The sequence below is a fragment of the Arthrobacter sp. ok362 genome, assembly GCF_900102785.1.
Lineage (GTDB): Bacteria > Actinomycetota > Actinomycetes > Actinomycetales > Micrococcaceae > Arthrobacter.
Genome location: NZ_FNGC01000014.1, coordinates 39982 through 63821, shown reverse-complemented (window position 1 = coordinate 63821; position 23840 = coordinate 39982). Strand labels below are relative to the sequence as shown.

20 protein-coding genes and 1 pseudogene are annotated in these 23840 nt (G+C 61.0%); 17 read left to right on the top strand and 4 right to left on the bottom strand.

Annotated elements, in window-relative coordinates:
• The first annotated feature begins 64 nt into the window (after positions 1-64).
• The 11 genes and pseudogenes from BLQ10_RS17420 (at position 65) to BLQ10_RS17375 (ending at position 13485) form a co-directional block, all read left to right on the top strand.
• A complete protein-coding gene (locus BLQ10_RS17420) occupies positions 65-1315 on the top strand; it encodes a type II restriction endonuclease (RefSeq protein WP_091564216.1) in 1251 nt (416 codons plus the stop codon).
• A 195-nt stretch (positions 1316-1510) separates the two neighbouring features.
• Complete coding sequence (locus tag BLQ10_RS17415) at positions 1511-2986, top strand: ATP-binding protein (RefSeq protein WP_175558670.1); 1476 nt, start codon at positions 1511-1513, stop codon at positions 2984-2986.
• The gene (locus BLQ10_RS17410) at positions 2983-5703 is read left to right on the top strand and encodes a Z1 domain-containing protein (RefSeq protein WP_091564213.1); all 2721 of its coding nucleotides are present in this window, start codon (positions 2983-2985) and stop codon (positions 5701-5703) included. Before BLQ10_RS17415 ends, BLQ10_RS17410 begins: the two co-directional genes overlap by 4 nt.
• Positions 5696-6697, top strand: coding sequence for a PD-(D/E)XK motif protein (locus BLQ10_RS17405; RefSeq protein WP_139164272.1), 1002 nt, complete (start codon positions 5696-5698; stop codon positions 6695-6697). Before BLQ10_RS17410 ends, BLQ10_RS17405 begins: the two co-directional genes overlap by 8 nt.
• Positions 6694-8769, top strand: coding sequence for an AIPR family protein (locus BLQ10_RS17400; RefSeq protein WP_091564209.1), 2076 nt, complete (start codon positions 6694-6696; stop codon positions 8767-8769). Before BLQ10_RS17405 ends, BLQ10_RS17400 begins: the two co-directional genes overlap by 4 nt.
• Before the next feature lie 79 nt (positions 8770-8848).
• Positions 8849-10108: a type II restriction endonuclease gene (locus BLQ10_RS17395; RefSeq protein WP_175558669.1), complete on the top strand. Its 1260-nt coding sequence runs from the start codon at positions 8849-8851 to the stop codon at positions 10106-10108.
• Positions 10109-10781: 673 nt separating this feature from the next.
• Positions 10782-11312, top strand: a pseudogene (locus BLQ10_RS22835) (LacI family DNA-binding transcriptional regulator); the annotation flags it as partial.
• A 67-nt stretch (positions 11313-11379) separates the two neighbouring features.
• On the top strand, positions 11380-11949 hold the full coding sequence (locus BLQ10_RS22830) for a substrate-binding domain-containing protein (protein WP_254785644.1): 570 nt from the start codon (positions 11380-11382) through the stop codon (positions 11947-11949).
• On the top strand, positions 11853-12407 hold the full coding sequence (locus tag BLQ10_RS17385; RefSeq protein ID WP_139164271.1) for a hypothetical protein: 555 nt from the start codon (positions 11853-11855) through the stop codon (positions 12405-12407). Before BLQ10_RS22830 ends, BLQ10_RS17385 begins: the two co-directional genes overlap by 97 nt.
• Positions 12404-13006 carry a hypothetical protein gene (locus BLQ10_RS17380; protein ID WP_139164270.1) on the top strand — a complete coding sequence of 201 codons (603 nt, stop codon included), beginning with the start codon at positions 12404-12406 and terminating at the stop codon, positions 13004-13006. The genes BLQ10_RS17385 and BLQ10_RS17380 overlap by 4 nt, the downstream gene beginning before the upstream one ends.
• 56 nt (positions 13007-13062) lie before the next feature.
• Positions 13063-13485, top strand: coding sequence for a YybH family protein (locus tag BLQ10_RS17375; protein WP_091564202.1), 423 nt, complete (start codon positions 13063-13065; stop codon positions 13483-13485).
• Positions 13486-13771: 286 nt separating this feature from the next.
• On the opposite strand, the gene BLQ10_RS17370 is transcribed toward BLQ10_RS17375, so the two are convergent.
• Positions 13772-14221, bottom strand: a complete 450-nt coding sequence (locus BLQ10_RS17370) for a hypothetical protein (RefSeq protein WP_091564200.1) — start codon at positions 14219-14221, stop codon at positions 13772-13774.
• 392 nt (positions 14222-14613) lie between these two features.
• Between BLQ10_RS17370 and BLQ10_RS17365 the strand changes: the two genes are divergently transcribed.
• From BLQ10_RS17365 to BLQ10_RS17355, 3 genes are read left to right on the top strand one after another with little or no spacing between them, the layout of a single operon-like run.
• The gene (locus tag BLQ10_RS17365; protein ID WP_175558668.1) at positions 14614-15591 is read left to right on the top strand and encodes a sigma-70 family RNA polymerase sigma factor; all 978 of its coding nucleotides are present in this window, start codon (positions 14614-14616) and stop codon (positions 15589-15591) included.
• Positions 15592-15600: 9 nt separating this feature from the next.
• Positions 15601-16101, top strand: coding sequence for a hypothetical protein (locus BLQ10_RS17360; protein ID WP_091564197.1), 501 nt, complete (start codon positions 15601-15603; stop codon positions 16099-16101).
• Positions 16098-16304: a hypothetical protein gene (locus BLQ10_RS17355; protein ID WP_091564196.1), complete on the top strand. Its 207-nt coding sequence runs from the start codon at positions 16098-16100 to the stop codon at positions 16302-16304. Before BLQ10_RS17360 ends, BLQ10_RS17355 begins: the two co-directional genes overlap by 4 nt.
• Before the next feature lie 94 nt (positions 16305-16398).
• On the opposite strand, the gene BLQ10_RS17350 is transcribed toward BLQ10_RS17355, so the two are convergent.
• On the bottom strand, positions 16399-16881 hold the full coding sequence (locus BLQ10_RS17350) for a hypothetical protein (protein ID WP_091564194.1): 483 nt from the start codon (positions 16879-16881) through the stop codon (positions 16399-16401).
• 156 nt (positions 16882-17037) lie between these two features.
• On the opposite strand from BLQ10_RS17350, the gene BLQ10_RS17345 reads away from it, so the two are divergent.
• Positions 17038-18102, top strand: coding sequence for a glycerophosphodiester phosphodiesterase family protein (locus BLQ10_RS17345; RefSeq protein ID WP_091564192.1), 1065 nt, complete (start codon positions 17038-17040; stop codon positions 18100-18102).
• 140 nt (positions 18103-18242) lie between these two features.
• Here the strand turns inward: BLQ10_RS17345 and BLQ10_RS17340 are convergent, their stop codons facing one another.
• Positions 18243-18623: a VOC family protein gene (locus BLQ10_RS17340; RefSeq protein ID WP_091564190.1), complete on the bottom strand. Its 381-nt coding sequence runs from the start codon at positions 18621-18623 to the stop codon at positions 18243-18245.
• Between the two features lie 368 nt (positions 18624-18991).
• Here BLQ10_RS17340 and BLQ10_RS17335 point away from each other — a divergent pair, with 368 nt between their 5' ends.
• The gene (locus BLQ10_RS17335) at positions 18992-19444 is read left to right on the top strand and encodes an SRPBCC family protein (protein WP_091564188.1); all 453 of its coding nucleotides are present in this window, start codon (positions 18992-18994) and stop codon (positions 19442-19444) included.
• 75 nt (positions 19445-19519) lie between these two features.
• Here the strand turns inward: BLQ10_RS17335 and pdxA are convergent, their stop codons facing one another.
• Positions 19520-21997 (bottom strand): 4-hydroxythreonine-4-phosphate dehydrogenase PdxA, encoded by a 2478-nt coding sequence (pdxA, locus tag BLQ10_RS17330; RefSeq protein ID WP_091564186.1) that lies wholly within the window; start codon positions 21995-21997, stop codon positions 19520-19522.
• 266 nt (positions 21998-22263) lie between these two features.
• On the opposite strand from pdxA, the gene BLQ10_RS17325 reads away from it, so the two are divergent.
• A complete protein-coding gene (locus BLQ10_RS17325; RefSeq protein ID WP_091564185.1) occupies positions 22264-23838 on the top strand; it encodes an ABC transporter substrate-binding protein in 1575 nt (524 codons plus the stop codon).
• Positions 23839-23840: the final 2 nt, after the last annotated feature.

Sequence of the window (23840 nt, the reverse complement as noted above, 5' to 3'; positions counted from 1 at the left end):
GGCGCCACGATACGGTCGATTCCGGCGTGCACACATCTGTCCTACAGCTTTGGGGGAAACATATATGGATTTCGGTGACCTGGCCGATCACTTCGACGGCGTGGCCGCCAAGATCCTCAGCACAGTGGAAACCGTCGGACGGAGTTCAAACCAGCACGAACTCGACGGCGTCAAAGCACTCCAAGGGCTTTTCGGGCGCCCGACGGAGAAGGTGATCATCCCAACGCGGTTCCTGCTGGTGTCCGATGACACCGACGAGCCCGTTGCAGAAGACGGCACCCTGACTTTCTACGATGCCCGCCTCAACACCCCCAACCGCTCCGAATACCGCCTGTACTACCCGGCCTCGGTGGACGCGATGAAGATGGCGCAGCCCGGCGACGTCGTCTTCATCGCAAAACAGACGACCGGGGGCGCCCTGTTCATCGTGGCCCCGTCAGGATCCAGCATCGCCGCCCAGCTGGACTGGCTCTTCGGCACAGATGTGTTGGAGCACCATGGCTTTTCCGTCCGCTCCGGGCTGGAAAGCGGGCACGACAGTCTGGGCCTGACCGCCATGTACCTGCTAGACAAGCTCGGCATCGCCATCGAACCCGCCAACGACGACTGGCTCGACAGAATCCTCGCCAAATTCGGCGCCCGCTTCCCCACCTCCGCCGAGTTCGGAGCCTTCGCCCGCTCCACCCTCCCTGACCTCCACCCGGCAGACGACCCCGACAAGGTTCTGATGGCTTGGCTGGAGCAGGAAGAAATACTCTTCAGAACCTTGGAACGTCACCTGGCCACTGACACCCTAGATGCCCTCTACAGCGAGGGGCATGTGGACGTGGACCGGTTCATTGAAGTCTCCCTGTCCCTTCACAACCGCCGAAAAAGCCGGGCCGGAAAGGGACTGGAGAACCAACTCATCGCCCTCTTCGACGCCTTGGACGTGCGCCACACCTTCAACCCGGTGACGGAAAACCGGGCACGCCCGGACTTCATCTTCCCCGGCATCAACGAATACCGGGACCCGGATTTCCTAGCCCTCGATCTGACCATGCTGGGAGTCAAAACCACCTGCAAAGACCGATGGCGGCAGGTCCTCAGTGAAGCTAAACGCATCGAAGACAAGCATCTCTTGACATTGGAGAGCCCAATCAGCCCCGCCCAAACAGACGAGATGCAGGACCACAGAATCCAGCTCGTCATCCCCCGCACCCTGCACGAACCGTACAAACCCGAGCAGCGGGAGTGGTTGATGAGTGTAGGCGACTTCATCAGCGCGGCAAGGGAACGCGATCGACGGGGACCCATGCAGCCCTCGCTGCTCTGAGAGCTGGGCCGAACCCCCCGAAACACCAAAGTGAAAATTCGATCACGTCGCCGAAACCCGGTGCATTCACCCGGCTCCGGGCGACGGGGCGTGCGAACCCGGCATGTGACCTAGTGGCGGCACATCCTGGTGTCGAATCGGTTGATATCGCAGCCCTGCTATATGTTTACGAAGTATTCAAGGATAGGGAAAATATTGGAATCTGAAGTTGTGCTGCCGGGGCCGCAGCTCATGGAATCGATGAGGGCCGTGGGGTATTCGCTGAAGACGGCGATCGCGGACATCGTCGATAACTCGATCACTGCTGAAGCGACAACAATCGACATCAGCTTCAACGCAGAAGCAGGCAGCACTTACGTATCGATCAGCGACAACGGGTTCGGCATGGATGCCGACGGCGTGCGCCAGGCGATGAAACTTGCTGGCCGGAACTCCACGTCTGCCAGAGCAGCCGGTGACCTGGGACGGTTCGGTCTTGGCCTGAAAACGGCTTCTCTCTCACAGTGCCGAGTTCTAACGCTGATAAGTAAGCGGAATGGAAGTCTGGTTGGCGTCCAGTGGAACCTGGACCATCTCGCTGAATCAGGCGAGTGGCAACTGCTGGTCCTTTCCGAGGATGATCTTCTCGGGCTGCCACACGCACGTTATCTCGACGACAAAGTGTCCGGGACAGTTGTCCTGTGGGAAGAGATCGACCTTTCAGACCCCGACCAGGCCGGGTTCACCGAAGATTTTACGGCCAGGATGGCTGACGCCAAGGAACATCTGGCCCTTGTCTTTCACCGCTTCCTGGAAGGTGAAGATGGGCAGAAAATCACCATCAGACTGAACCTGGACAGAATCGCACCAGCGGACCCTTTTCTCAGCCAAAACAGGGCTACCCAGCTAGGGCACCGGGAACGGATCCCTGTCGAGGGCGGGGAGATCACTTTCCGGCCGTACACACTGCCGTTCATCAACAGGATGTCTGCCAAAGAACGGAGCCAAGCACAACTCAATGGCCCACTGCGAGACAACCAAGGGTTCTATATCTACCGTGCCAAGCGTTTGGTGATCTGGGGAACGTGGTTTCGGTTGGTTCCGAGAGGTGAGCTGGGGAAGCTCGCCCGGGTTCAGGTTGATATTCCCAACACACTTGACCACCTATGGGCCTTGGACATCAAGAAGTCCGCAGCCAGTCCTCCGCCGGCGATTCGTCGGGCCTTGAAGCAGGTGATCGATCGCATTATCCAGCCCAGCGAAAGGGCGTTCCGCCATAAAGGTGTCGCTGATGATTCCGGACGCGGTGTGATGCGCACTTGGCTGGGTTTGAGCAGCAGGGAGGGCTTCTACTACCAGATCAACCGGGAACATCCTCTGGTGGAAAACCTTGTGGATCAGCTCAACGCGGAGCAGTTGCTTGCCTTGGATACGGCTCTGAAAGCCATTGAGTCTTCCTTTCCCGTCACGGATGCCTATGTGAAGCTGAGCGGGGACCAGCCGCAGAAGTCGCCCGAAACCACAGAGACTGCTCTAAGGGACCTCGCCATCGGATACTGGCGGCAGTGGTCCGCGGGCGGAGGATCCGCTGAAGACTTCATTAACGGGTTCAAGGCCGCCGAACAGTTTTCCCGATGCCGGGACACGCATGCCTTACTGACTGAAGTTACTGGACTGGGAGTTACGCCATGACGAATCTTGAAGAAATCCGTGCCCAAGAGGCGGCTCAACTGGAGCGAATGCTGAAATCCCAGCTCATTGGCGAGTCTGTGACCGAAGAAATGGTGAACAACAACCTCGTCCTGCTGGCCGGGATGTTCGGACAGCACTTGGAGCCGGACGATTTGGCTGGCATTACCCAGCGCATCCACGCCGCGATGGGTGTCTCCATGGACCGCGGCACAGTCTTGGCAGCCGAGGGTCATGAACCGTGGGTGAAACAGCAACGGGGCCAGATTGACTGGCAACGATGGACCGCCTACCAGGACTGGCTGGTGAACGAAAAGGACATCTCCCCGCGTGTAGTAAAAGACATGGGCGTGCTGACCGATGACATTCTTGACCTCGTGGGCGACCCACATCGTTCCGGCGCATGGAACAGGGTCGGCCTTGTACTGGGAGATGTCCAGTCCGGCAAGACCGGAACCTATCTAGGGCTGTTCAACAAAGCGATCGACGCCGGATACAGGTTGATCGTCGTTCTGGGCGGGCACACCGGATACCTTCGCCAGCAGACGCAAAAACGTGTCGATGAAGGTGTCGTGGGTATGTCCAAACCCATGCCAGGGTCCAAGCTCGGCACCGATGCGTCTCCGGAACGCTACGTTGGCATCGGAGTCAACAACCGGGAACTCGTCGGCCGGGTCGCCGCGAGGACGAGCGTGTGGTCTGACTTCAACTCCGCCACCCAACAGACGACGCTGATTCATGTCGGAAAAATGCCGGATCAGACCTTCGTGTTTGTGGTTAAGAAAAACAAACACATACTCCAAAGCCTGGTCAACGAATTCCAGGAACAGACCGGTTCCAACGGAAAACTCGAACTGCCAATGATCTTGCTGGATGACGAATCGGACTATGCCTCCGTTGACACGAGCAAGGAAGATGACGATCCAACGGTCATCAACGCCCTCATCCGGGAACTGCTCAAAAAGTTCGAGCGCAGCTCCTACATCGGGTTCTCTGCAACACCGTTTGCCAACATCTTCATCGACAGCGATGTCGAGGACGACCTGTTTCCGAAGGACTACATCTACGCTCTGCAGGCACCCTCGAACTATGTAGGGGCGGACAAGGTCTTCAACTCCGAAGACGGCAACGCAACTGACCATGTGGTGGACCTGACCGATGCCGACGGGTTTTTCCCTCCTAAGCACAAGTCTTCACTGGCCGTATCCGGGATCCCCGAGAGCCTGCGCGAGGCGATCAGGACATACCTGATTGCCAACGCCATCCGGGACATCCGGGGAGATAAAGACGAGTTGAGGTCCATGCTTGTCAATGTTTCACGGTTCATCAACGTCCAGGATCAGGTGCTCACGCATGTCACCAGCGAACTGACCCACCTGCAGAACACCATCGGACTCCACACGAAAACCTACGCGGCCGGCCAGGCCAACCAAGTGATGGATCAGCTCAAGGCGACTTACACCAAGCAATACGCCAAGGCCGGAGTCACCTGGGAACAAGTGCTTGCGGAGCTGCCATCGGCCGTCGCCGACATCACACCGGTGGTGATCAACTCCTCGCTGAACAAGAAACAAACGGCCGAACCGTTGAGTCAAAAACAGCAGGCACGGCAGATTGTGGTCGGCGGGGACGTCCTTAGCCGGGGCCTGACACTTGATGGCCTCATTGTCAGCTACTTCTTCCGCCATGCGACGGCGACGGACACCCTTCTTCAAATGGCGCGCTGGTTTGGCTACAGGGAGGGCTATGAGGATCTCTGCCGGGTATGGATTACCGCTGAGCAAGCTGCCAACTTCGCCTACATCGACCGGTCCGTGAAGGAGCTCAGAGCTGACTTGGTCAGCATGCACAACGACGGCTACACACCGGCCGATTTCGGTGTCGCGGTCCGTAAACACCCGGGCGCCATGCTAATCACCGCGCGGAATAAGATGAAAACAGCAACCGAGTGGAAAGTTCCGGTGTCCTTCGCGGGGCGGTCACCCGAAACCTCGAAACTGTCCGCACGGGCATCTCACGTCAAGAGCAACTACGCGGCGGCGGAAAAATTGGTCCTCGCCATTGAAGAGGACAGCACGCCCACGTACGTCCCGCGGGAAAAGACCCTCAGTCACCGCTGGACGAATGTCGACCGCCGGCACGTCGCGGACTTCCTCGATGGGTTCACAGCCCATGTCAAGGACTTCCAGTTCTCGACGGCTCTGGAACGACACGTGCGTTCAGGATCCCGCTATGACAACTGGGACGTCGTCTTTATGGCAGGAACGGCGAAAGCGCCCACCCGGGAAATCGGGAGCAGGACCATTACCTTGAACCAACGGACGATCGCTTGGGCGGACGAGACCTACGCCGTGGCCGGAAGCAGCCGCCGACTTGGCAGCGGCAGTGACTTTCGTTTGGTAACGGACTCCCTGTCTGTGGCAGAGATGGAGAAGAAGTACGCGGAAAACAACACTTCCTCGAACCCTCCAGAGTCGGAGTACATCCGGATACTGGACCGCCCGGCCCTCTTCGTCTATGGAATGGATCCCGAAAAGATCGAGGACAACGGTTCAGGGCACAGAAAGCCCAAAGACCCCATTGTTGCCATCAAACTGGCATTCCCGCCCGGTTCATCCGATCCGTCGGACGCGACGGAAGACATCGAGTACATGATCACGAAATCGATGCTCCGCAAGATGATGGACCTGGAAGATATCGACGGTGGGGCCGATGAATAACCAGGTTCCCGACGGCGTCGTCGCATCATGGGAGGAGCTGCTCCAACGCAAAGAGGGCCGGCAGCGGCTCCTGGCCGTGGGGCATCCCCTGAAAATTCATTTCGGTGACGGAGGTGATGGCGAACCGATATTCTTTGTCCGTTCCAGCATCCGGCCGCGGAAACCTGAGATCTCGGCGGCCGTCCGCGTCGATCTGGGCCTGCGGCACGACGGGCAGTGGGCCATGACGTTCGCTCTGACGGACCTGCGCTTCAAGAAAACGTTCATGAGTCTGTGCTGGGACCTTGCCGAACGCAGCAAGGACGCATCCTCCGAAGCCGACGGCCTGTCACTATTTGCTGCCGCTCTGGGGGAGTGGAAGAAACTGATGACCTTCCACGACTCCGACACCCTGTCAGAGTCCCAAGTCCGCGGGTTGATCGCGGAAATGTGGTTCGGGTTCGTCTCCGGCCATGTCCACGCTCCCCTCGAACAGATTCAGAAGGCATGGCAAGGCCCGTTGGGAAGCGACCAAGACTACAAGTTCACGGATCACGTCTATGAGGTCAAGTCCGTTCACACGGATTCCACGACAGTCAGAATCTCCTCGGCCGAGCAGTTGGACGCACCGTCCATGGATCTCGTCTTGGTGACACTCACCGAAACTCCTGTGAAGGTGGATGGTTCGTGGACGCTGCGTGATCTCATCACCCACGTGGAAGGGCTGCACGCCGGCGACCTCTCCAGCCTAGAACGCTTGACCTTCAAACTGGAACAAAAGCTGCGGGTGGACAAGAGCAACCCCTTCTACGCCGAGCATCACTACCTTCCAGTGGACTACCGGGGATTTGCGGTTTCCCCGGACTTCCCGTCGATCTGCGCCTCAAATATCGCCACCGACGTAGTCGACGTTTCCTACAGCATCAAGATCCCTGCCCTGAAACGTTTTTTGACGTACACGGCCGAAAACCGAGAACCAGAATTCCTTCCCAACCCCGGAGAAGTCAGCCCGTGAATATCGAAGAATTCCACCTGAACCTGAACTCCGACGTAAGAGCACGGGCGGAAGCAGAAAACGACTTCGCCGCCGGCGCCTTCGCCAGCCTGATGGCGGAGCGGCTGTCCGACGTCGAAGAAATCGACAACCTTCAAGTGATGCACTACGAAGGCTTAGGCTCCAAACGACAGAATCTTGCCGTCGACGGATTCGACCTTGACGACACCGATGGCCAGATCTCCCTCGCCGTCGTCGACTGGAGGGACTCCGAAAACATCGCAGTCCTTTCCACCACTGATGCTAAAAAACACCTCAAAGCACTGGAGTACTTCCTCACGGAATCCGTTCAAAACTTCCTTGAAGACGCTTTGGAGGAAAGTTCCATTGCCTACCAGCTAGCCCGGGACCTTCGCTCCCGCGGGCGCAACGTGAGCCGCTATCGCCTCTACCTTCTGACAGACGGGCGCACCAGCGACCGAATGAAGGACGTCGTCAGCACCGAACTCAACGGGGTTCCCATCGAATACCATATCTGGGATCTGCGGCGGCTTCACCAGATCCAGGAATCCAACAGTGGCCGGTCAGAAATCGAAATCGATCTTGACCAGTGGCTCCCGCAAGGCCTTCCGGTGCTGAAGACCGAGGGAAGAAGCAATGACTTCGTCACGTACCTCGCATCCGTGCCGGGCAATGTCGTTGCCGACCTGTACGGTCAGTATGGAAGCCGGCTCCTCGAAAGCAACGTGCGCAGCTACCTCAGCGCCCGTGGACAAGTAAACAAAGGCATCAAAACAACGGCGCTTTCCAAGCCGGAGATGTTCCTGGCGTACAACAACGGCATCACTGCAACCGCAACGGCGGTGTCCGTCGATGCGTCTTCAGGCATGCCGGTCCTTCGGGGCATAGACAACCTCCAGATTGTCAACGGCGGCCAAACCACAGCGTCGCTCTACAACCTGCGGAAGGACACATCCCCTAAACCGGACCTGTCCGACATTTTCGTCCAGATGAAACTCATCGTCGTTGACGCAGCCAAGGCAGAAGAGATCGTTCCGGACGTCTCCCGCTACGCGAACAGCCAAAACAAGGTCAGCGCAGCTGACTTCTTCTCTAACAGCGCCTTCCACCGCCGCATCGAAGACCTCTCCCGGCGAGTCGTAGCACCAGCATTGGCAGGCAAGTCCTACCAAACCTACTGGTTCTACGAGCGGACCCGGGGACAGTACCTGAACGAAAGATCCCGCGGCGGTGCTGCCCAAGCAAAGGCGTTCGAGGCACGCAATCCGAAGACACAGGTGATGACAAAAACGGATGTCGCGAAGTTCGAGCTTTCATGGCAGCAAAAGCCCCACATTGTCAGCCAAGGCGCTCAGAAGAACTTCATGGCCTTCGCCAACTCCGTGGCAGACATATGGGAGCGTTCGGAGGCGGACTTTAACGAGCTGTACTTCAAGAATGTCGTTGCCCGTGCCATCATGTTCAACACCATCCGCGCCGACGTTGCCAAGGCCGAGTGGTACGACAAGGGCTACCTTGCAAACATCGTCACCTACACAATGGCCAAAATCGCGTGGGAAATCGAGAAAAACGGCCGTGGTTATCTGATGGACTTCAACACCATATGGGCGCAGCAATCACTGCCTCTGCCGGTCCGGGATTTTGCTGGCCACGTGGGCAGCCTCGTCTTGGGAGCGCTAATTTCCCCGGACCGAACCGTCGACAACGTAACTGAATGGGCCAAACGCGCCGAATGCTGGACCCTTATCCAGCAGATTCCTGTCCACTTCCCGGAATCGTTCATGGAGGTGCTGGTCTCCCCCACGAAACAGATCGACCGCCGGCGCCAAGCCGCCGCTACTCAAAAAATAGACAATGGAATCAACGCAACCATGAAAGTACTGCAGATCCAGCCCGCAGACTGGGCAGAAGCCATCAGCTACGGGCAGCAGCACCGCGCGCTCACGGAAAAAGAACTCAGCGTCCTCAAACTCGTGGCCAAGGCAACCCCCTCCATCCCTACAGACCGCCAAAGTGCACTCATCCTGGGCGCGCTGCAAAAAATACAGGACCTCGGCTTCACGAAAATATGAGAACACGAAATCTACGGTTGGCAACCGAGGACGGGATAATGCTCTCCGGACAGCCGCGTTATGGATGGGGAAAGACATCGTGATTAAGATTGGCGACTATTTTACGTCTTATGCCGCAAAACAGCTCTCAACCGTCGACATCAGCCCCACACGGTCGCGACAAAGTGAAATTGGTGGGACCGAAGGATTCCGGGCGATGTTTGGCACTCCTCGCGAGAAGACCTCTTACCAAGGCCGATACGTGTATCTGGACGACAACTTCGTCGTCGCCCCCGAGATCATTGACGCACCGGTAACGTGGTACGACCCCCGGCGTAAGAACTCAACTCGACCTGCCGAATACCGCCTTCTTTATCGAGCAAAGGCGAGGCCAATCATCTCTCGAGTCGAACCTGGCGATGCTCTGTTCGTCGCGAGGCGCGACGAACACACTATCTACATGATCTTCGCGAAGTCAGGGTCTACCATGCTGCGACAGCTCGAATGGATGTTTGGGCTCACCGTCCAACCAGGCTTGACGCTGGGACTTCAAAGCGACAGCCAGCCGGAGCTCGAGCCGGTATCCGTGGAGGAACTGCTGGGCTTGCTCGACATAGAGGTCGACCTGAGCGACGAGTCGCTCCTCCGCCGCATTCCCAAGAGTTTCCTGTCTGACAAGTGGCCTACCGGCGCCGAGATGGCCAAGCTCGCTCGTTCGCGTGTTGGTCGAGTCGATATGGTAGGCGAACCAGATGCCGCGCTAATGAGCTGGGTACAAATGGAAGCCCGACTTTTCCAGACCTTGGAGAAACACCGAATCTCCGAGGAGATCGGTGCCGGGTTCACTTCGGCAAACGGTGACGTTGACATCGACGCATTTTTGAAGCTCTCGCTGTCGGTTCAAAACCGCCGTAAGTCCCGAGCCGGCGGATCTCTCGAGCTTCATATAGAGGAAATTCTGAAAGGCAACGGAATTCAATACACAAGGCAGTCAATCACGGAAGGAAGGAAGAAACCGGACTTCATTTTTCCGTCGCAGGCCGCCTACCGCGACGAATCCTTCCCGGCTTCCCGACTAACGATGCTCGGGTCGAAGAGAACGTTGAAGGATCGCTGGCGCCAAGTCTTGAACGAGGCCCACAGGATCGAGAACAAGCACCTGCTAACCCTCCAGCCCGGTATCTCTGAAGGCCAAACAGCCGAGATGATTAATGAAAATCTCCAACTCGTGATTCCTGAAGTCCTTCATGGTCAGGGCTTCAGCGACAGCCAGCGGCAATGGCTAATGACTGTAAGTGATTTCATTTCAGAAGTACGCCAACGCCAGGCGCAGCCTGAAGCAGCTCTGTTGGTCCCGTGAGGCCATGGCTGAACACATGCCCCGAACCGGCTACACATTTTTGTGATTAATAAGACCGGCCATGACCTGGACACAAGCGAGGAACAGTCCGTTCCCTAACTCAACCAAGTGCCTGGAAACCACGTATGCACGTTCCAAATGAACATTTACCGGCTCTTCGTGGTTCGTGGGGAATTGATTCCGTGTCGTAGCTTAAAAAAGGGGCCCGTGGCCCTGCTGGAATGAGTGTGTCTAAGCATTCAACCAGGAACAGGACCACAAGCCTTGACTGAGCCTACCGGGGTGGTGGCCGACGCTGTCACCGGCATGTTCAACCTCCCCGACTACCACGTTATCGCCGCCACCGTCCTGGAGGATGGCCGGCGCCGGGTCATTGTTGAAACCGACCAGCCACCTGACTGTCCCAGCTGCGGTGTCGTCGGCTCAATAGCGTCATGGTCCAACAAGTCAGCGGCGAAACCTCTCCGAGCGGGGAACCTAACTCCCAGGCGTTGCCAATCGGCGTTCCTATCCAGGCTTGCGCTCCCTCCCGTTTACGAAACGCAACGCAATCCCCGCACCACCCCCTACTGTTGATCCTGCAAGGCACGAAACCGTTTACGTAAAACGTTTTCCGAAACCGATTACGGAACACGAGCAGCAGACAACAAAGACACCTCGGGGAGGAGGAACAGTGGTCACCATCCGCGATGTCGCCAAGCACGCCGGCGTCTCTCCAGCCACCGTCTCCCGGGTTGTCAACGGACTCGTCGGCTACTCCGACGAAACAAGGGAACGCGTTGAAACCGCGGTCCAGAGCCTCAGCTACGAAACGGACTACCTCGCCCGCGGCCTCAAGACCCGGCAAACGTCCGTGATCGGACTGCTCGCCCCCATGGTCTCAGATGCCCTCGCCTCCCAGGTCATGCAGGGCGTGGAGGAGGAAGCCCAAGAACGCGGCTACGCCGTGATGCTCGGCCGCACCGGCGCCAAATCCGCCTACATCGCCGGCTACCTGCGGACGCTGCGCACCTACCGGGCCGCCGGCGTCATCCTCATCTCCGCGGTGATCACGCCGGAGACCAGACAACTGCTGGGACCCAACGTCCCCATCATCTCCGTCGCCATCAGCGACAAGTCCGGCTCCCCCAGCGTGGCGATCGACGACGAACAGGCAGCCTACGACGCGACCCGTCACCTGCTGCGGCTCGGCCACCGGCGCATCGGCCAGCTGACCGGGGACCCGGCGTCGATCTACGTCGCCCAGCCCCGCAAACGCGGCTACCCGCGCCATGACCGAAGCCGGCTGCACCCCGGTGACCGCCACCGGCAGCTTCTTCTACGAAAGCGGCGCCGCCGGCGCGGACGAACTGCGGCAGCAGGAGCCCGGCCTCACCGCGATCTTCGCGATGAGCGACGAGATGGGCGCCGCCGTCGTCAATGAACTGCAGCGGCGCAGGCTCCGGGTGCCGGAAGACGTCTCCGTCCTCGGCTTCGACAACACGTCCACGTCCCTGCACGTGAACCCGCCGCTGAGCACCATGGCCCAGCCGCTCGAGGACATGGGACGGATGGCCGTGAAAAAACTACTCCGCTCCCGCGACCTGGGACCAAAGATCATGCCGCACCGCCGAGGCATGGGTGTCTGCCGCCGTCGGCCTCTGCGGAGGGAACGACTAACTCCCGAGGGCAGACAATCTCAGTGGGGTGCGTCAGAATTTAAGCAGCGGGCGACGGCCCGTCTGATACAAGTTCTGAGGGATCCATGGGAGAACCGGTACAGGTCACCGACAATTACGCCCAGTTCATCGCCCGGCTTGACACCGCCACCGAGGATCTCAGTAACCGGCGTCAGTCACTGAGCAAGTCACTCGCGATCCTCACCCAGCTCAGGGATCAGAACCTCGCCGGCATGGAGTCGTGGGAGCAGCGGCGGGCCAAGACCAGCAAGTTACTGGCGGAGCACTCCCAAGGGCCGGAAGCGGAATCCCTCAGGGAACTCCTGGAGGTCGCACTCCGGATGGAACCGATGTTTCGCAACCGAACCGAACGGATCGGGCAGCGGCTGGCGCTGCTCCGAAAACGGTCCGACGAACTCACAAAATCGCTTGCGGCACTTAAGAAGAGCAAGGCCAAGCTGGAGTCCTCCAGAATGCTTGCGCAGGAGCGGGATAATTTAAGCAGGGCTGTTGCGACGTTGGCGGGCACACCGGAAGGCCCGGTTGGGGGCCTATCCGACGCTGGCATCTTCGACGATCTCAAGAAAGCCCGTGAGGCAATCGTCCTCGCCGAGGCACTCCTGGAAGTGAAGGGAAAATGAGCAACTCTCTCCCCAAATCCGAGCAAAGGCTGCTCGTGACGTTCACATCCCAGCAATGGAGCGGTCGGCCGGGTATGGATGCCGTTTATTTGTGTCTGGGGCTAGGATTCGTCGGGTTCGTCGTTTGCCTGGTGCTGATGATCTTCATGGCCGGCCTTCGGGACCCCGGAGCCGCGGCACTCTTCATCGTCGGCTTTGCAGTCGCGTTGACAGCGTTCATCGTCTTGGCGAAATCGTCCAGCGAGAAAAAATTCCTGATCGGCATCAACCAGAGTGTCAATGACACCATCCTCGAGCTGACCGGCAATTCGGACGACCAACTGTCACTGCGCGGTTTCAGGAGGTTCATCGAGAACGGGCAGTGCATTCCGTTGCCTGTCCACGGCGTGCCGGGCCTTGAGCTGGTGGTCGTCAGGGAAGGCGAATCCGTCGTCGCAGGCCGAAAGCATCCGGCACCAAGCCGAACGGCACCGCCGAAGCCATCGTCAAACGACTTGCCGCTCGTTACAACGACCGAATTGATGATTGCCGTAACGCCGCCCGATTACGGAACGACCAGCTTCGACCGACTGCTCCAGGCCACCCTCGACACCGGCTGACGGGCCACGCCAGTTGCCTGCCGGAACGCTCACCTACGAGTTGGAAGGTGAGAACCATGGACCTTGACGAAGTCAGAGACCAGTTTCTTCAAGCTGTAAATCAGTTTGCTAAAGGCGACCCGGAACCCGGCAAAGCTATCTTCTCCCATCTGGGGGACGTGTCCCTTGCCAATCCCTGGGGCCCTCCGGCTGTGGGCTGGGAGCGGGTGTCAGAGGCCCTGGATTCAGCGGCGGCACGATTCAAAGATGGACACGTCACTGCTGTGGATGCCCTCACCAAGCACATCACGTCCGATCTCGCCTGCTTCTTGGACATCGAACACTGGCAGGCCAAGGTCGGAGGAGGAGACGAAATATCGCCGTTTGATCTGCGGGTAACAAGCATTTATCGCACAGAGGGCGATACTTGGACACTCGTGCACCGCCACGCAGACCCGATCACCACCCCGCGGGCACCGGACGCCACGCTCGGAAGATGACGCCCGGGAATCACGCCGTCCGTTGCCGCCCGGGGCAGGGCACGCCGTTTGCGAAAACGCAGCGCGGTCCCAGCTCCAAGGTCACCGGCTCCACGGAAATTCAGGCGCCTCCGGCGCGCAGATGGCCGGCAGAATGATCGCCACCGTACCGTCGGTCATCATGGCGCTGACTTTCCAGTGCCTGATCGTCGAAGGCCTCATGGCCGGTGCCAGTAAGGGAGCGTTACATCCTTGAGTTTCGAATCGTTGCCGCCGCAGCACTCCCCCACGCCGTGGTGGCGTTGGTTTAGTTCTTTTTCAGCTTTACTTTTTTTGTCGTTCCAAGCATAGAGACCTTGTAGCTGATGGTGTCGCCCTCGTATGTGAACTCTTTGGTGTCGTCAGTGGATGCCAGAAGCGCTGACTTAGTCGCCGCAGCATCCCGCTTCGAGGTCCACTTGTACGGTTCACTCGCATCGTTCGGGGCTTTGAACGTCCCGACCCAATAAGTCGAAGTCGTATCGCCGGCGTCGGTAACCCATTCGACGGTGATTTTGTCGCCAGCGATCGTGGCTCGCTGGTAGGACTTTTCACTGGCGGAGTTGCTCTGCTTCCAGGCGCCGGTCAGTTCTGGGGCCTTGGGTGCTTCTTCAGCCGCCTTGGAATCGACAGCGCTGGCGGGGGTGGTGGCTGTTCCGCCGCATCCGGTCAAAGAGAGAGCGACAGCGAGAGCAATGGGTGCGATGAGTTTCTTCATAGCCTAATCCTGAAGGAAACCTCTGACGTTCCTTGGCCATCGTCTGGTGTCGTGGCAGGTGAGTTGCCTCACAGGGGCGGCAGCGTCAATCTGATGATGGAGGCGGATGCTTTCTGCTCGACGACGGGACATCGACAGAATTCTTGAGGATCTGTGGGGGAGGTCGAATCGTTGGCGCCTCAGCGCCTCACGGAGCGCATGCTTGCGCGCCTGCCTCAGGGCGAAAGACTGTCACAGCTGCCACGTAGTCTGCCTTCACGAGCTTGAACCGTCCGGCAGGGGATGACATGGCTGACCTGATTCATGAGGCAATCGGTAGGACACCATCCCCGCCTGGGCAGGCTCCATCGGTCCCTGAAGCACTCGAGCCGCATAATCCTGGTTGGCCGGAATTGCTGGCAGCCGGCGGCGGGTTTACCGGCGACGCCGTCGCGGACTATCTGCGCCGACTGAGCCGCTACGACTTGCTCACCGCCGAGCAGGAAGTGGAACTGGCGCAAGAAATCGAGGCGGGCCTTTTCGCGGAACGCCTCTTGGCGGACGGATCATCACGGCCCGGTCAGGACATCAGAGATCTTAAGACCATCGTTCTTCTGGGCAAGCGTGCCGCCGACGCGCTGCTCCACGCCAACCTTCGGCTCGTAGTCTCGATCGCCAAGCACTACACGCACCGGGGACTCGACCTTGAGGACTTGGTCCAGGAGGGAAACCTGGGACTGCACAAGGCCGTCTGCAAGTTCGACTTCACCAAGGGTTTCCGATTCTCCACCTATGCCACGGGGTGTATCCGGCAAACCATAACCCGGGCGCTGGCTAATCAGGCGCGTCTTATCCGGCTACCGGTTCACGTAGTCGAGCGCGTGCAGAAAGTCCGGTCAGCACAATGGGCGGCCGAAATGACGGGCACCGTCTGCAGCAGCGAGGAACTTGGCCGGCTGATGGACAATTCGATCGAGAACGTCGAATATATGCTGACCCTGGACAAGCCGGTCTATTCGTTGGAGTCTCAGGTGCCCGACGGCAGGGGCGGAACCGAGGCCTTGGCTGAGCAGTTGTCGGATTCTTCCGACCCCGACGCGGCCGATTTGCTCTTCCACCAACAGCTGAAGGCGCAGGTACGGGCCGTCCTCGGTACGCTGGAGGACCGGGAGGCCCAGGTCGTTGCGATGCGCTTCGGCATCACGGGCGGTGAAGGGAACACCTTGGACGCCGTCGCGACTGCGTTCGGCATGACCCGCGACCGCGTACGCCAGATCGAGGTCGCGGCCATGAAGAAGCTCAAACACCCGTCCCGGTCCAACGCCCTGCGGCAGTTTCACCTTGACGATGACAGCTCATTCGGCACCGGCGGCCCTCTGGCTGCGGCTTAGGCTGGTCGCATGTCACCAACTCCGTCTCCGACCCCGATCGAGGTCTTCGTGCATACCGGGCCCGCCGAGTGGTGGCAGATTCTGGCCGCCCTGGGCCCGCTGGCGGTGCTCCTCGGCGCGGTGATCGCTGGGGTCATCGGCTGGCGGACCCTGAAGCAGAAAGCTGAAGCGGACAACCGCGCCGAATGGTGGAATCGGACCCAGTGGGCCCTGGACGCCGTCTACTCCGGGGACAAGAAGCGCGGCACCATCGGGCTGAAGGTCCTCAAAGTCCTGGGTGAAAGCGAATTGGCCGGCGACGGCGAGCTCGCCGTCCTGGAAGCCGCATCGGAGAAGCCTCTCGACCAAGCGGCCCATGCCCGTACGGCTCGCGCGACGGCCGAAGCGCAGTCCTCGTCGTTGGCTCCGGCGCGCCTCACGCCGTCGGGCGCCACAGTGGACGGCGAACCCGCACCGGGCGACAATGAAGAAGACCGCAATCCCGGCGAACCTGGAGGAGGTGCACGATGAGCACCGCAACGCCCCCGGTCCATCACGGCGTACAGGCCGCGTCTTCACAGGTCGAACCGGAGGAAGTTTTCGACGAAGATGACCGCGCCATGCAGATCGCGGCGGCCCAGCTTCGTGAAGTTACCGACCGCCGGCTGGGTAAGGTGACCCCTGAATGGGTTAAGGCCCTTGCCCAGGAACAACCCCCTGGCCACACCGACTGAGCGCTGCGGGCCGAGGGACTCTGCACGGTCGGCGCCCGTTGGCTGACTTGCGCGGCTCCGCGAATCGAGGCCCGGCAAGCCAAAACACTCGTATCTAGTCCCTAGCGCTCACAAAGACCCCAGAGCGGCTCTCGGTAAGAACCGAGTTGGTAACGGCATGCACGGCTTTAACGAGTTCCTTGTCCAAGAAATCCACAAAGTTGATCGCAATGATCGCGTGAGTCGTCTGGTTTGAGATGACGGACAATTGCTCTCCCAACCATTCGCGCACTCGGTTCGGCCAGACGGACGTTCCCTCTTCAACGTGGTCGAGTTCAAGGTCAATCATGAAATGCTTGCTGAAAAGTTCTGCGTCGACTTTCGGATTCGCGTGAGTCTTATTCTCAGGAATGAGTGAGAAATACAGGGCCATGGCGCCGCGCTCGTAAAGATCAACGAGTTGAATTATGGACGGCATGTCAATGTCGACCGGTGCGCGTACGCCGCGAAGCTGACGATTGTTCCCGGTCCATTTCTTGGTCTTTTCGAACTCAAGGATCTGGGCCGTGGGCAAAAGGCTCCCAGGTATCTCATTCATTCCGCTGTGTCTTGAAGACCACATGCCGGCGGGTCGCGGCGACGAATTGTTCACCCGACGTCCAGTCCCCCGAACACTGAAGTCCATCTCGCCTCCTTACCGTTGTCGGGTCGCCGGCGCAGCGCCGGCAACCGTCATCCAGGAGGAACCATTCCCATGCGCACACCCCTGACTGCCGCGGCCACCGCCGCGCTTATCGCCGCTTTGGCGAGCCCCGCCGTCGCCGCGTCCACCCCCGAAGTCGGCTCCGCGCCGTCGCCGAACGCTGCCGCAACAACAGCCGCGGATATCAAGACCAACGAACGCAACGGCTCCTTCGACTTGCAGGCCCACCGCGGAGGCCGCGGCCAGTGGACCGAGGAGTCCCTGGCCGCGTTCGCCAACTCGCTGAAGCTCGGCGTGTCGACGCTGGAGCTGGACACCCACCTGACTTCCGACGGCAAGGTCATCGTCTGGCATGACGACACCATCCAGGCGGACAAGTGCCGCGACACCGCTCCCGCGACTCCCGGCGACACGCAGTACCCGTATGTTGGTGACCGGGTCGCCGACCTGTCGCTCGCGCAGATCAAGACCCTGGACTGCGGGTTCACCCAGTTGAAGGGGTTCCCGGAGCAGGACGTGGTCGAGGGCAACCGGATCGCTGAGCTCAAGGACGTCTTCCAGCTCGCGCGCGATGCCAAGAAGGTCCGCTTCAACATCGAAACCAAGGTGGAGGACGGCCGGGCCGGCGGCGAGGGCATGGTGGCCCTGACCAAGGCCGTGGTCACGGAGATCTACACCGCCGGCATGGCCAAGCGCAGCACCGTGCAGTCGTTCGACTGGTCCTCGCTGAACCTGACCAAGAAGATCGCCCCGCAATTGCCGCTCGTCGCTTTGTCCAGCGGCGATGCCTGGCTCGAGGTCGGCAAACCCGGCGCCAGCCCCAACCTCGGCGGCATCGACATCGACACCTACGGCGGCTCGCTCGCAAAAGCCGCGGCTGCCCAGGGCTACGACGTCATCTCCCCCACCTTTAGTTCCGTCACGCCTGAGATGATCGCCGACGCCCACAAGTTGGGCCTGCCGGTGATCCCCTGGACCGTCAATACCACGGCGGACATGGTGCGCCTGATGGACCTCGGCGTGGACGGCATCATCAGCGACTACCCCACCCGCCTGCGCACCGTCATGGAAGAGCGCGGCCTGAAGCTGCCGAAGGCGTACGAGCCCAAGGGCTGATGCACTGATTTCCAGGGGCCCGCGTACGTTACTCTCGTGGGTACGCTGAAACCGGCTCCCGCCTTGAAGGCGGGGTCCGGTTCCCTCCGTCTTCGTTGCCCAGCGATGCTGTGAGTCGTTGATCGGCGCCAGACTCCGGCCTACGTGCGCTGGGAGATGTTGATGATATTGCCCTCGCTGTCGAGGAACCAGGCTGCCTTCCCCCAGTCAGCGGTTGCAACTCCGTTTTCCGTCTTCAGGCCGGGAAAATCGTAGTCTTCAAAGACGACGCCGCGGGCCCGCAGTTCCTCCATCTCGCGTTGGAGATTGTCCGTTTCCCAGCCCATCTGGGTGTTCTTGGCGGTCCCCGCATTGTCTGTCTGGTAAACGAGGAAGCGGGTTCCTTGGCCGCAGCTGTACATGACGCTGCCCTCCTCCATGGATTCGGAGGGCTCAATTCCCAGCTTGTCCCGGTAGAAGTCCTTCGCCCTGTTGATGTCGTTCGCAGGGAGGACAGCGATGATGTTTGAATCCTTGAGCATGACAATTCCCTTCAGTGCGTAGATGACCGCAGCGTTGGCGATGCTCCCCCCGGTTTCGGTCCCCGGAATCCTTATCCGGAGCCCGTGACCGCCCCTTGCGCCGAGCCGGGGCAGCCACCTGGGACTCTTCAACGCCACGCCACCCATCACCAGCGCGAGACGTCCCCGAAGTTATGTGGCCATTATGGACCGATTTGGGTCTACGGAAGTAGGGGTGTTGGCCCGAAGGGTCGCTGTTCGAAGAGGGGCTACAAAGCGCTGTCCCGACAGGCCGTGACGGAAGGCAAACCGCTGACGCTCCCCACGTGGCAGGCGGATGCCGGCCCGATCCGCTTCCGTGAGCGTCCGCAGGATGCCAGAGTTGAAAGATGAATGCGGAAACTGGCGGGCTGGTCCTGAACCTGGAGTGCAAGCTGGATGCTCTCCCGGATGAAGTCTTCAGGATGCTGACGGAATCGGCCGAACTGGTCAAGTGGTGGGGGCCGCACGGCTTCATCATCCCTTCAGCGGAACTGAACCTCACGGAAGGCGGCAGCTACCGATTGCGCATGACGCCACCGGACGGCGAACCGTTCCACCTCTCAGGCGAGTTCCTGGAGATCGATCCTCCATGGCGCCTGGTGTACACATTCCGCTGGGAGGAACCGGCGCCAGGCGACCGGGAAACCGTCGTCGACCTCTCACTCGGGAGCACCGGCGAAGGCACGCGCTTAGTGCTCTCGCAGGGACCGTTTCTGACGGAGGAACGGCTGGTCCTGCACCGCAACGGATGGACCGAGTCGTTCGAGAAATTGCAGGCGGTATTAGATTGCCGCACCTGAGCAAGCCCGGCCGCTGCCCCTGCTTTAGCGAACGGGGGCGGCCATTAAATGGCCGCCCCCGTTGCGTGGAAACTATTAGGCCTGCAGCACCGGGCTCGGGGACATCTCCGCGGCCTGGCGCAGGGCCTCGATCATGCTGCGCACGTCCACGATGCCCTTGCCGGCGATGTCGAAGGCGGTGCCGTGGTCCACGGAGGTGCGGATCACGGGCAGGCCCACGGTGATGTTGACGCCGGCTTCGATACCGAGAACCTTGACGGGGCCGTGGCCCTGGTCGTGGTACATCGCGACGATGAGGTCGTAGTCGCCGCGGCCGGCCAGGAAGAAGGCGGTGTCGGCCGGGAGCGGGCCGCGGGCGTCGATGCCGTCCGCCTGCAGCTTTTCGATGGCCGGGGTGATCTTTTCCGCTTCCTCGCCGTAGCCGAAGAGGCCGTTTTCCCCCGCGTGCGGGTTGATGGCGCAGACGCCGATCTTGGGGTTGGCGACGCCGGCGCGCTGCATAGCGCTGTGTCCGCGCCGCACGGTCCGCTCCACCAAGCCGGGCTCAATCTTGTTGACGGCGTCGATCAGGCCGATGTGCGTGGTGACGTGGATGACCTTGACCTTGGGCGTGGAGAGCATCATGGACACTTCCTCGATCCCCATGAAGTGCGCCAGCAGCTCCGTGTGGCCCGGGTAGACGTGCCCGGCCTTGTGCAGCGCGGCCTTGTTCAGCGGGGCCGTGCAGATCCCCTGCACCTCCCCCTTCATTCCGAGCTCGCAGGCGATCCGGATGTAGTGGTACGCGGCGTTGCCGGCCTCGGCCGATTCCACACCCCACGGCAGGTCATGCGAGAGCAGCTTCGGGTCAATCACGTTGATGCGGCCCGGTTCAAAGACGGCCTCGGCCACGTCCTGGATCTCCACGATGTCCGCCGTGAGGCCCAAAGCCTTCGCGCCCAGGCCCAGCCGGTACACGTCGCCGATGACCACCGGGCGGCAGTCCCGGTAGGCGTTTTCGGCCAGCAGCGCGCCCACCGTGACTTCGGGGCCGACGCCGGCGCCGTCGCCCATGGTGACGGCGATGACGGGGCGGGTGTCCTGGTCGGTGGCATTCAACGCTGAATTCATTGCTTCTCCAGATTTTTCGGAAGGGTCGAGTGGTTCTTGACGTGCAGTGCCGGCCGGTTCACTAACCCGGCGGCTTTGGATCGAGTGGTAGAGCTGCAGTAGGGCGTGGTCATCGCCGAAGCTGCCAGGCTTGGTGCCGACAAGCCTGCCGTCGTCGGCGAGACTGACCACAGCCCCGTGCTGGACGGCGTCCAGCGGCTCGAGCGCGCGGATGCCGAGGCAGTCCAGCACCTCGCGGGCGGTCTCGCCGCCGGTCAGGATGAGATCAGGCAGGACGACGCCGGGGGCAGGTCCGCCGGGCACCGGCTGCGGGGAGCCCAAGGCGCTGGAAACGAACCTCGCCAGGTTCCGGACGATCGCGCGTGCTTCGCGGGGATCGACCTGCTCGGCAGCAACCGTGAGGGCCACCGGTTCGCCGGCGGCCAAGGTCTCGCGCACGGAGCGGAGCAACGGGTCCGCCTCGTCGTCCTGCAGCTCCCGGGGGGTCACCCCGACGAGCCGGAAGCCTCCTTCTTGGAGCTCCCGGAGTTGCCTGCGTGCGGCTTCCGAGGCGGAGCCGACGACGGCGAGCACCGGCCGGGCGGCACCGCGTTCGGGAAGGTTTGGGGTGCTGGAGTTCGCTGTGGGGTTCTGCGCGTTTCGCGCAGTCCCAGTGCTCCCAGTGCCCGTTTTGATTTCAAGTTCCGTCCGGTCCACCAGCCCCACCCGCAGTGACCGTGCGAGGACGTCAGCAATCCCGCCGGTGCCGACCAGGACGATGCGCCGGCCGCCGGCGGAAAATCCCAACCGGGTGAGCGCTTCGACCACGGCTTCCAGGTCCGCCCCGGTTTCCCCGTCCGCGATCACCGTCCTGGGGACGCTGCCCGAGAAGAGGTGGCTGACCCTGGCTTCCAGGCCCGAGGAGCGAAGCGCCGCGAGATCCAGAATTTGCAGCTCGGCGGCAGCACCTCCACCAGCGGGGGTGCCGGCTGACTCCGCCAGCACCTCCGACAGATGTGCTGGCGGCGTGGCAGCCTCCGCCTTCCAAAGATCGGTTGCGGACAGCGGGACTCCGTCGGCATAGGGACGTCCGTCCACGACGGTCCGGCGCAGTTGGGGCAGCGCGCCAGCAACGAGGACGTGGAAGCCGAGGCCTGTCAGGGCACCCACTTCGGGACCGACGTTGCCCCGCCAAAGCGAGTCGATCTTCTTGAATAGCACCTCTGTGCCGGCCAGGCCTGTACCTGCCACATCCGGGCAAGCAAATGTCCTGGCCACGGCGGCCGCGGCGTCCGCCGGGGAGGACGACCGCGAGTGCGTGTCAACCACGGCCACCTCAGTTACCTCGGACCCTTGGGAAGAAGGTTCGAGCAGGATCTGTGTGCTGAACCCGTACTGGGCGAAGCACTGTGCCACCTCGGCGGCGCCGGAAAAGTCGTCGGCCTGTATGAGGACTACTGCCATGTTCCCTCCTCCCTGCGTTGAATCGATGAATCGGAGCGATGGGTCGAACCGATGAATTCAAAAAACGATGGACGGGCTCGTGAATGAGCTACCGATTTGAGCTGCCCACCCGGCCGATGGTGGGCCGGTGGTGTTTCCATGATGACACAACTGCGCGAATCGCGCTACGACTGTTGCGCATAACACGCATTCGTGGCAAGGTGATCCATGTAACACGGCGCAGGCCATCCGGCCCCATGCCGTCCCGTTCTACCGAGAGGTCAACGATGACCGTTCTTCCTCAAGGAAGTGAGATTTCCCGGCGCCGCCTGCTGCAATTCGGCGGATTGGCCGGACTTCTCCTGGGCACAGGCACTGTCGCCGGATGTGCCGGCCCCACCGGCCTGCCGGGCCCCAGCACCCTGACCCTGGCGCTCAACCGGTCCCTGGTCAGCCTGGACAACAAACTTAACCAGTTCGACGCCGCCGTCACGGTCCAGCGCGCCGTACGCCAGGGCCTCACCGCCATCGGCCCCGAAACCAAGCCAGTGCTGGTCCTGGCCGAAAGCTTCGTGATGACCTCGCCCACCACGTGGACGGTCCGGCTCCGCGAAGGCATCAAGTACTCCGACGGCACTCCCCTGAAGATCGAGGACGTCGCCACAGCCCTCAAGATGTACCAGCAGGTCCAGGGCTCCTTCGTTGCCGGCTTCTTCCCCGAGTTCCCCACCGTGGTGCCCGTGGATGACCGGACCTTCCGGATGGAATCCAAGAAGCCCATCCCCATCCTGGATTCGCTCATGAGCATGATCCTGATCAGCCCCGCGGCCAAGAACAAGCCCGAAGAACTCCAGGAGGGCGTGGGTACCGGCCCGTACGTCGTGACCAAGTTCAACCGCGGCGCCGGCACCTACAGCCTGCGCCGCAACGAGAATTACTGGGGTCCGGCCCCCAAGGTGGACAACGTCGAGGTCCGGTTCCTTCCCGAGGAGTCCAGCCGCGTCATTGCGCTGCGCAGCGGCGAGGTGGATGTCATCGACTCCATCACGCCCGACTCGCGCGAACAGCTGGCCGGACTTCCCGGCGTCGTACTCAGTGAGGCATCCAGCCTCCGGCTGAACCAGATCTTCTACAACTTCCGCAAACCGGCCGGTCATCCGCTGGCCGATGTCCGGGTCCGTGAGGCCCTCAGCTGGGCCATCAACGGCGAAGCGCTGGTCAAGGACGTGCTGGTCAACTCCGTCAGCCAGGCCGAGGGCGTTACCCCGTCCAGCCTGACCGGCTTCGCGAAGACCGGCACCTACATTTACGATCCGGAGAAGGCCAAGGCAACCCTGAAGAGCCTGGGCGTCAACGACCTCAGCCTGAAGATCATCTGGGAAACCGGTGAATTCGCCAGCGATACCTCCGTCATGGAGGCGTTGGTGGAGATGTTCGGCAGCATCGGCGTCAAGGCCCAGCTCCAGCAGTTCGAAGCCGGCGGCAACATCTCGGCCTGGCGCCAGGGCAAGCAAGGCGACTGGGACCTTCTGGGCAACGGCTTCAGCAGCCCCACCGGCCTGGCCATCACCATGATGCAGGGCATGTACGCCGGCACCGCGGAGAAGGAAAAGACCCGCGACACGTACCAGGGGTATGTGAATCCCGCCGTGCAGGCCAAGATCCAGGCCGCCGCATCAGAGGTCGACCCCGTCCGCCGGCAGAAGCTGATGGAAGTTGCCCAGCAGGCCATCTGGGAGACCTGGCCGTGCGCCTGGGCGTTCGTGCCCAAGTCCGTGCTGGCCCACCGCAACCGGGTGAGCGGCCTTTCGCTGGCGCCCACCAACTCCTACCCGCTTGCTGACGTCCGGCTGGAGGCCTGAAT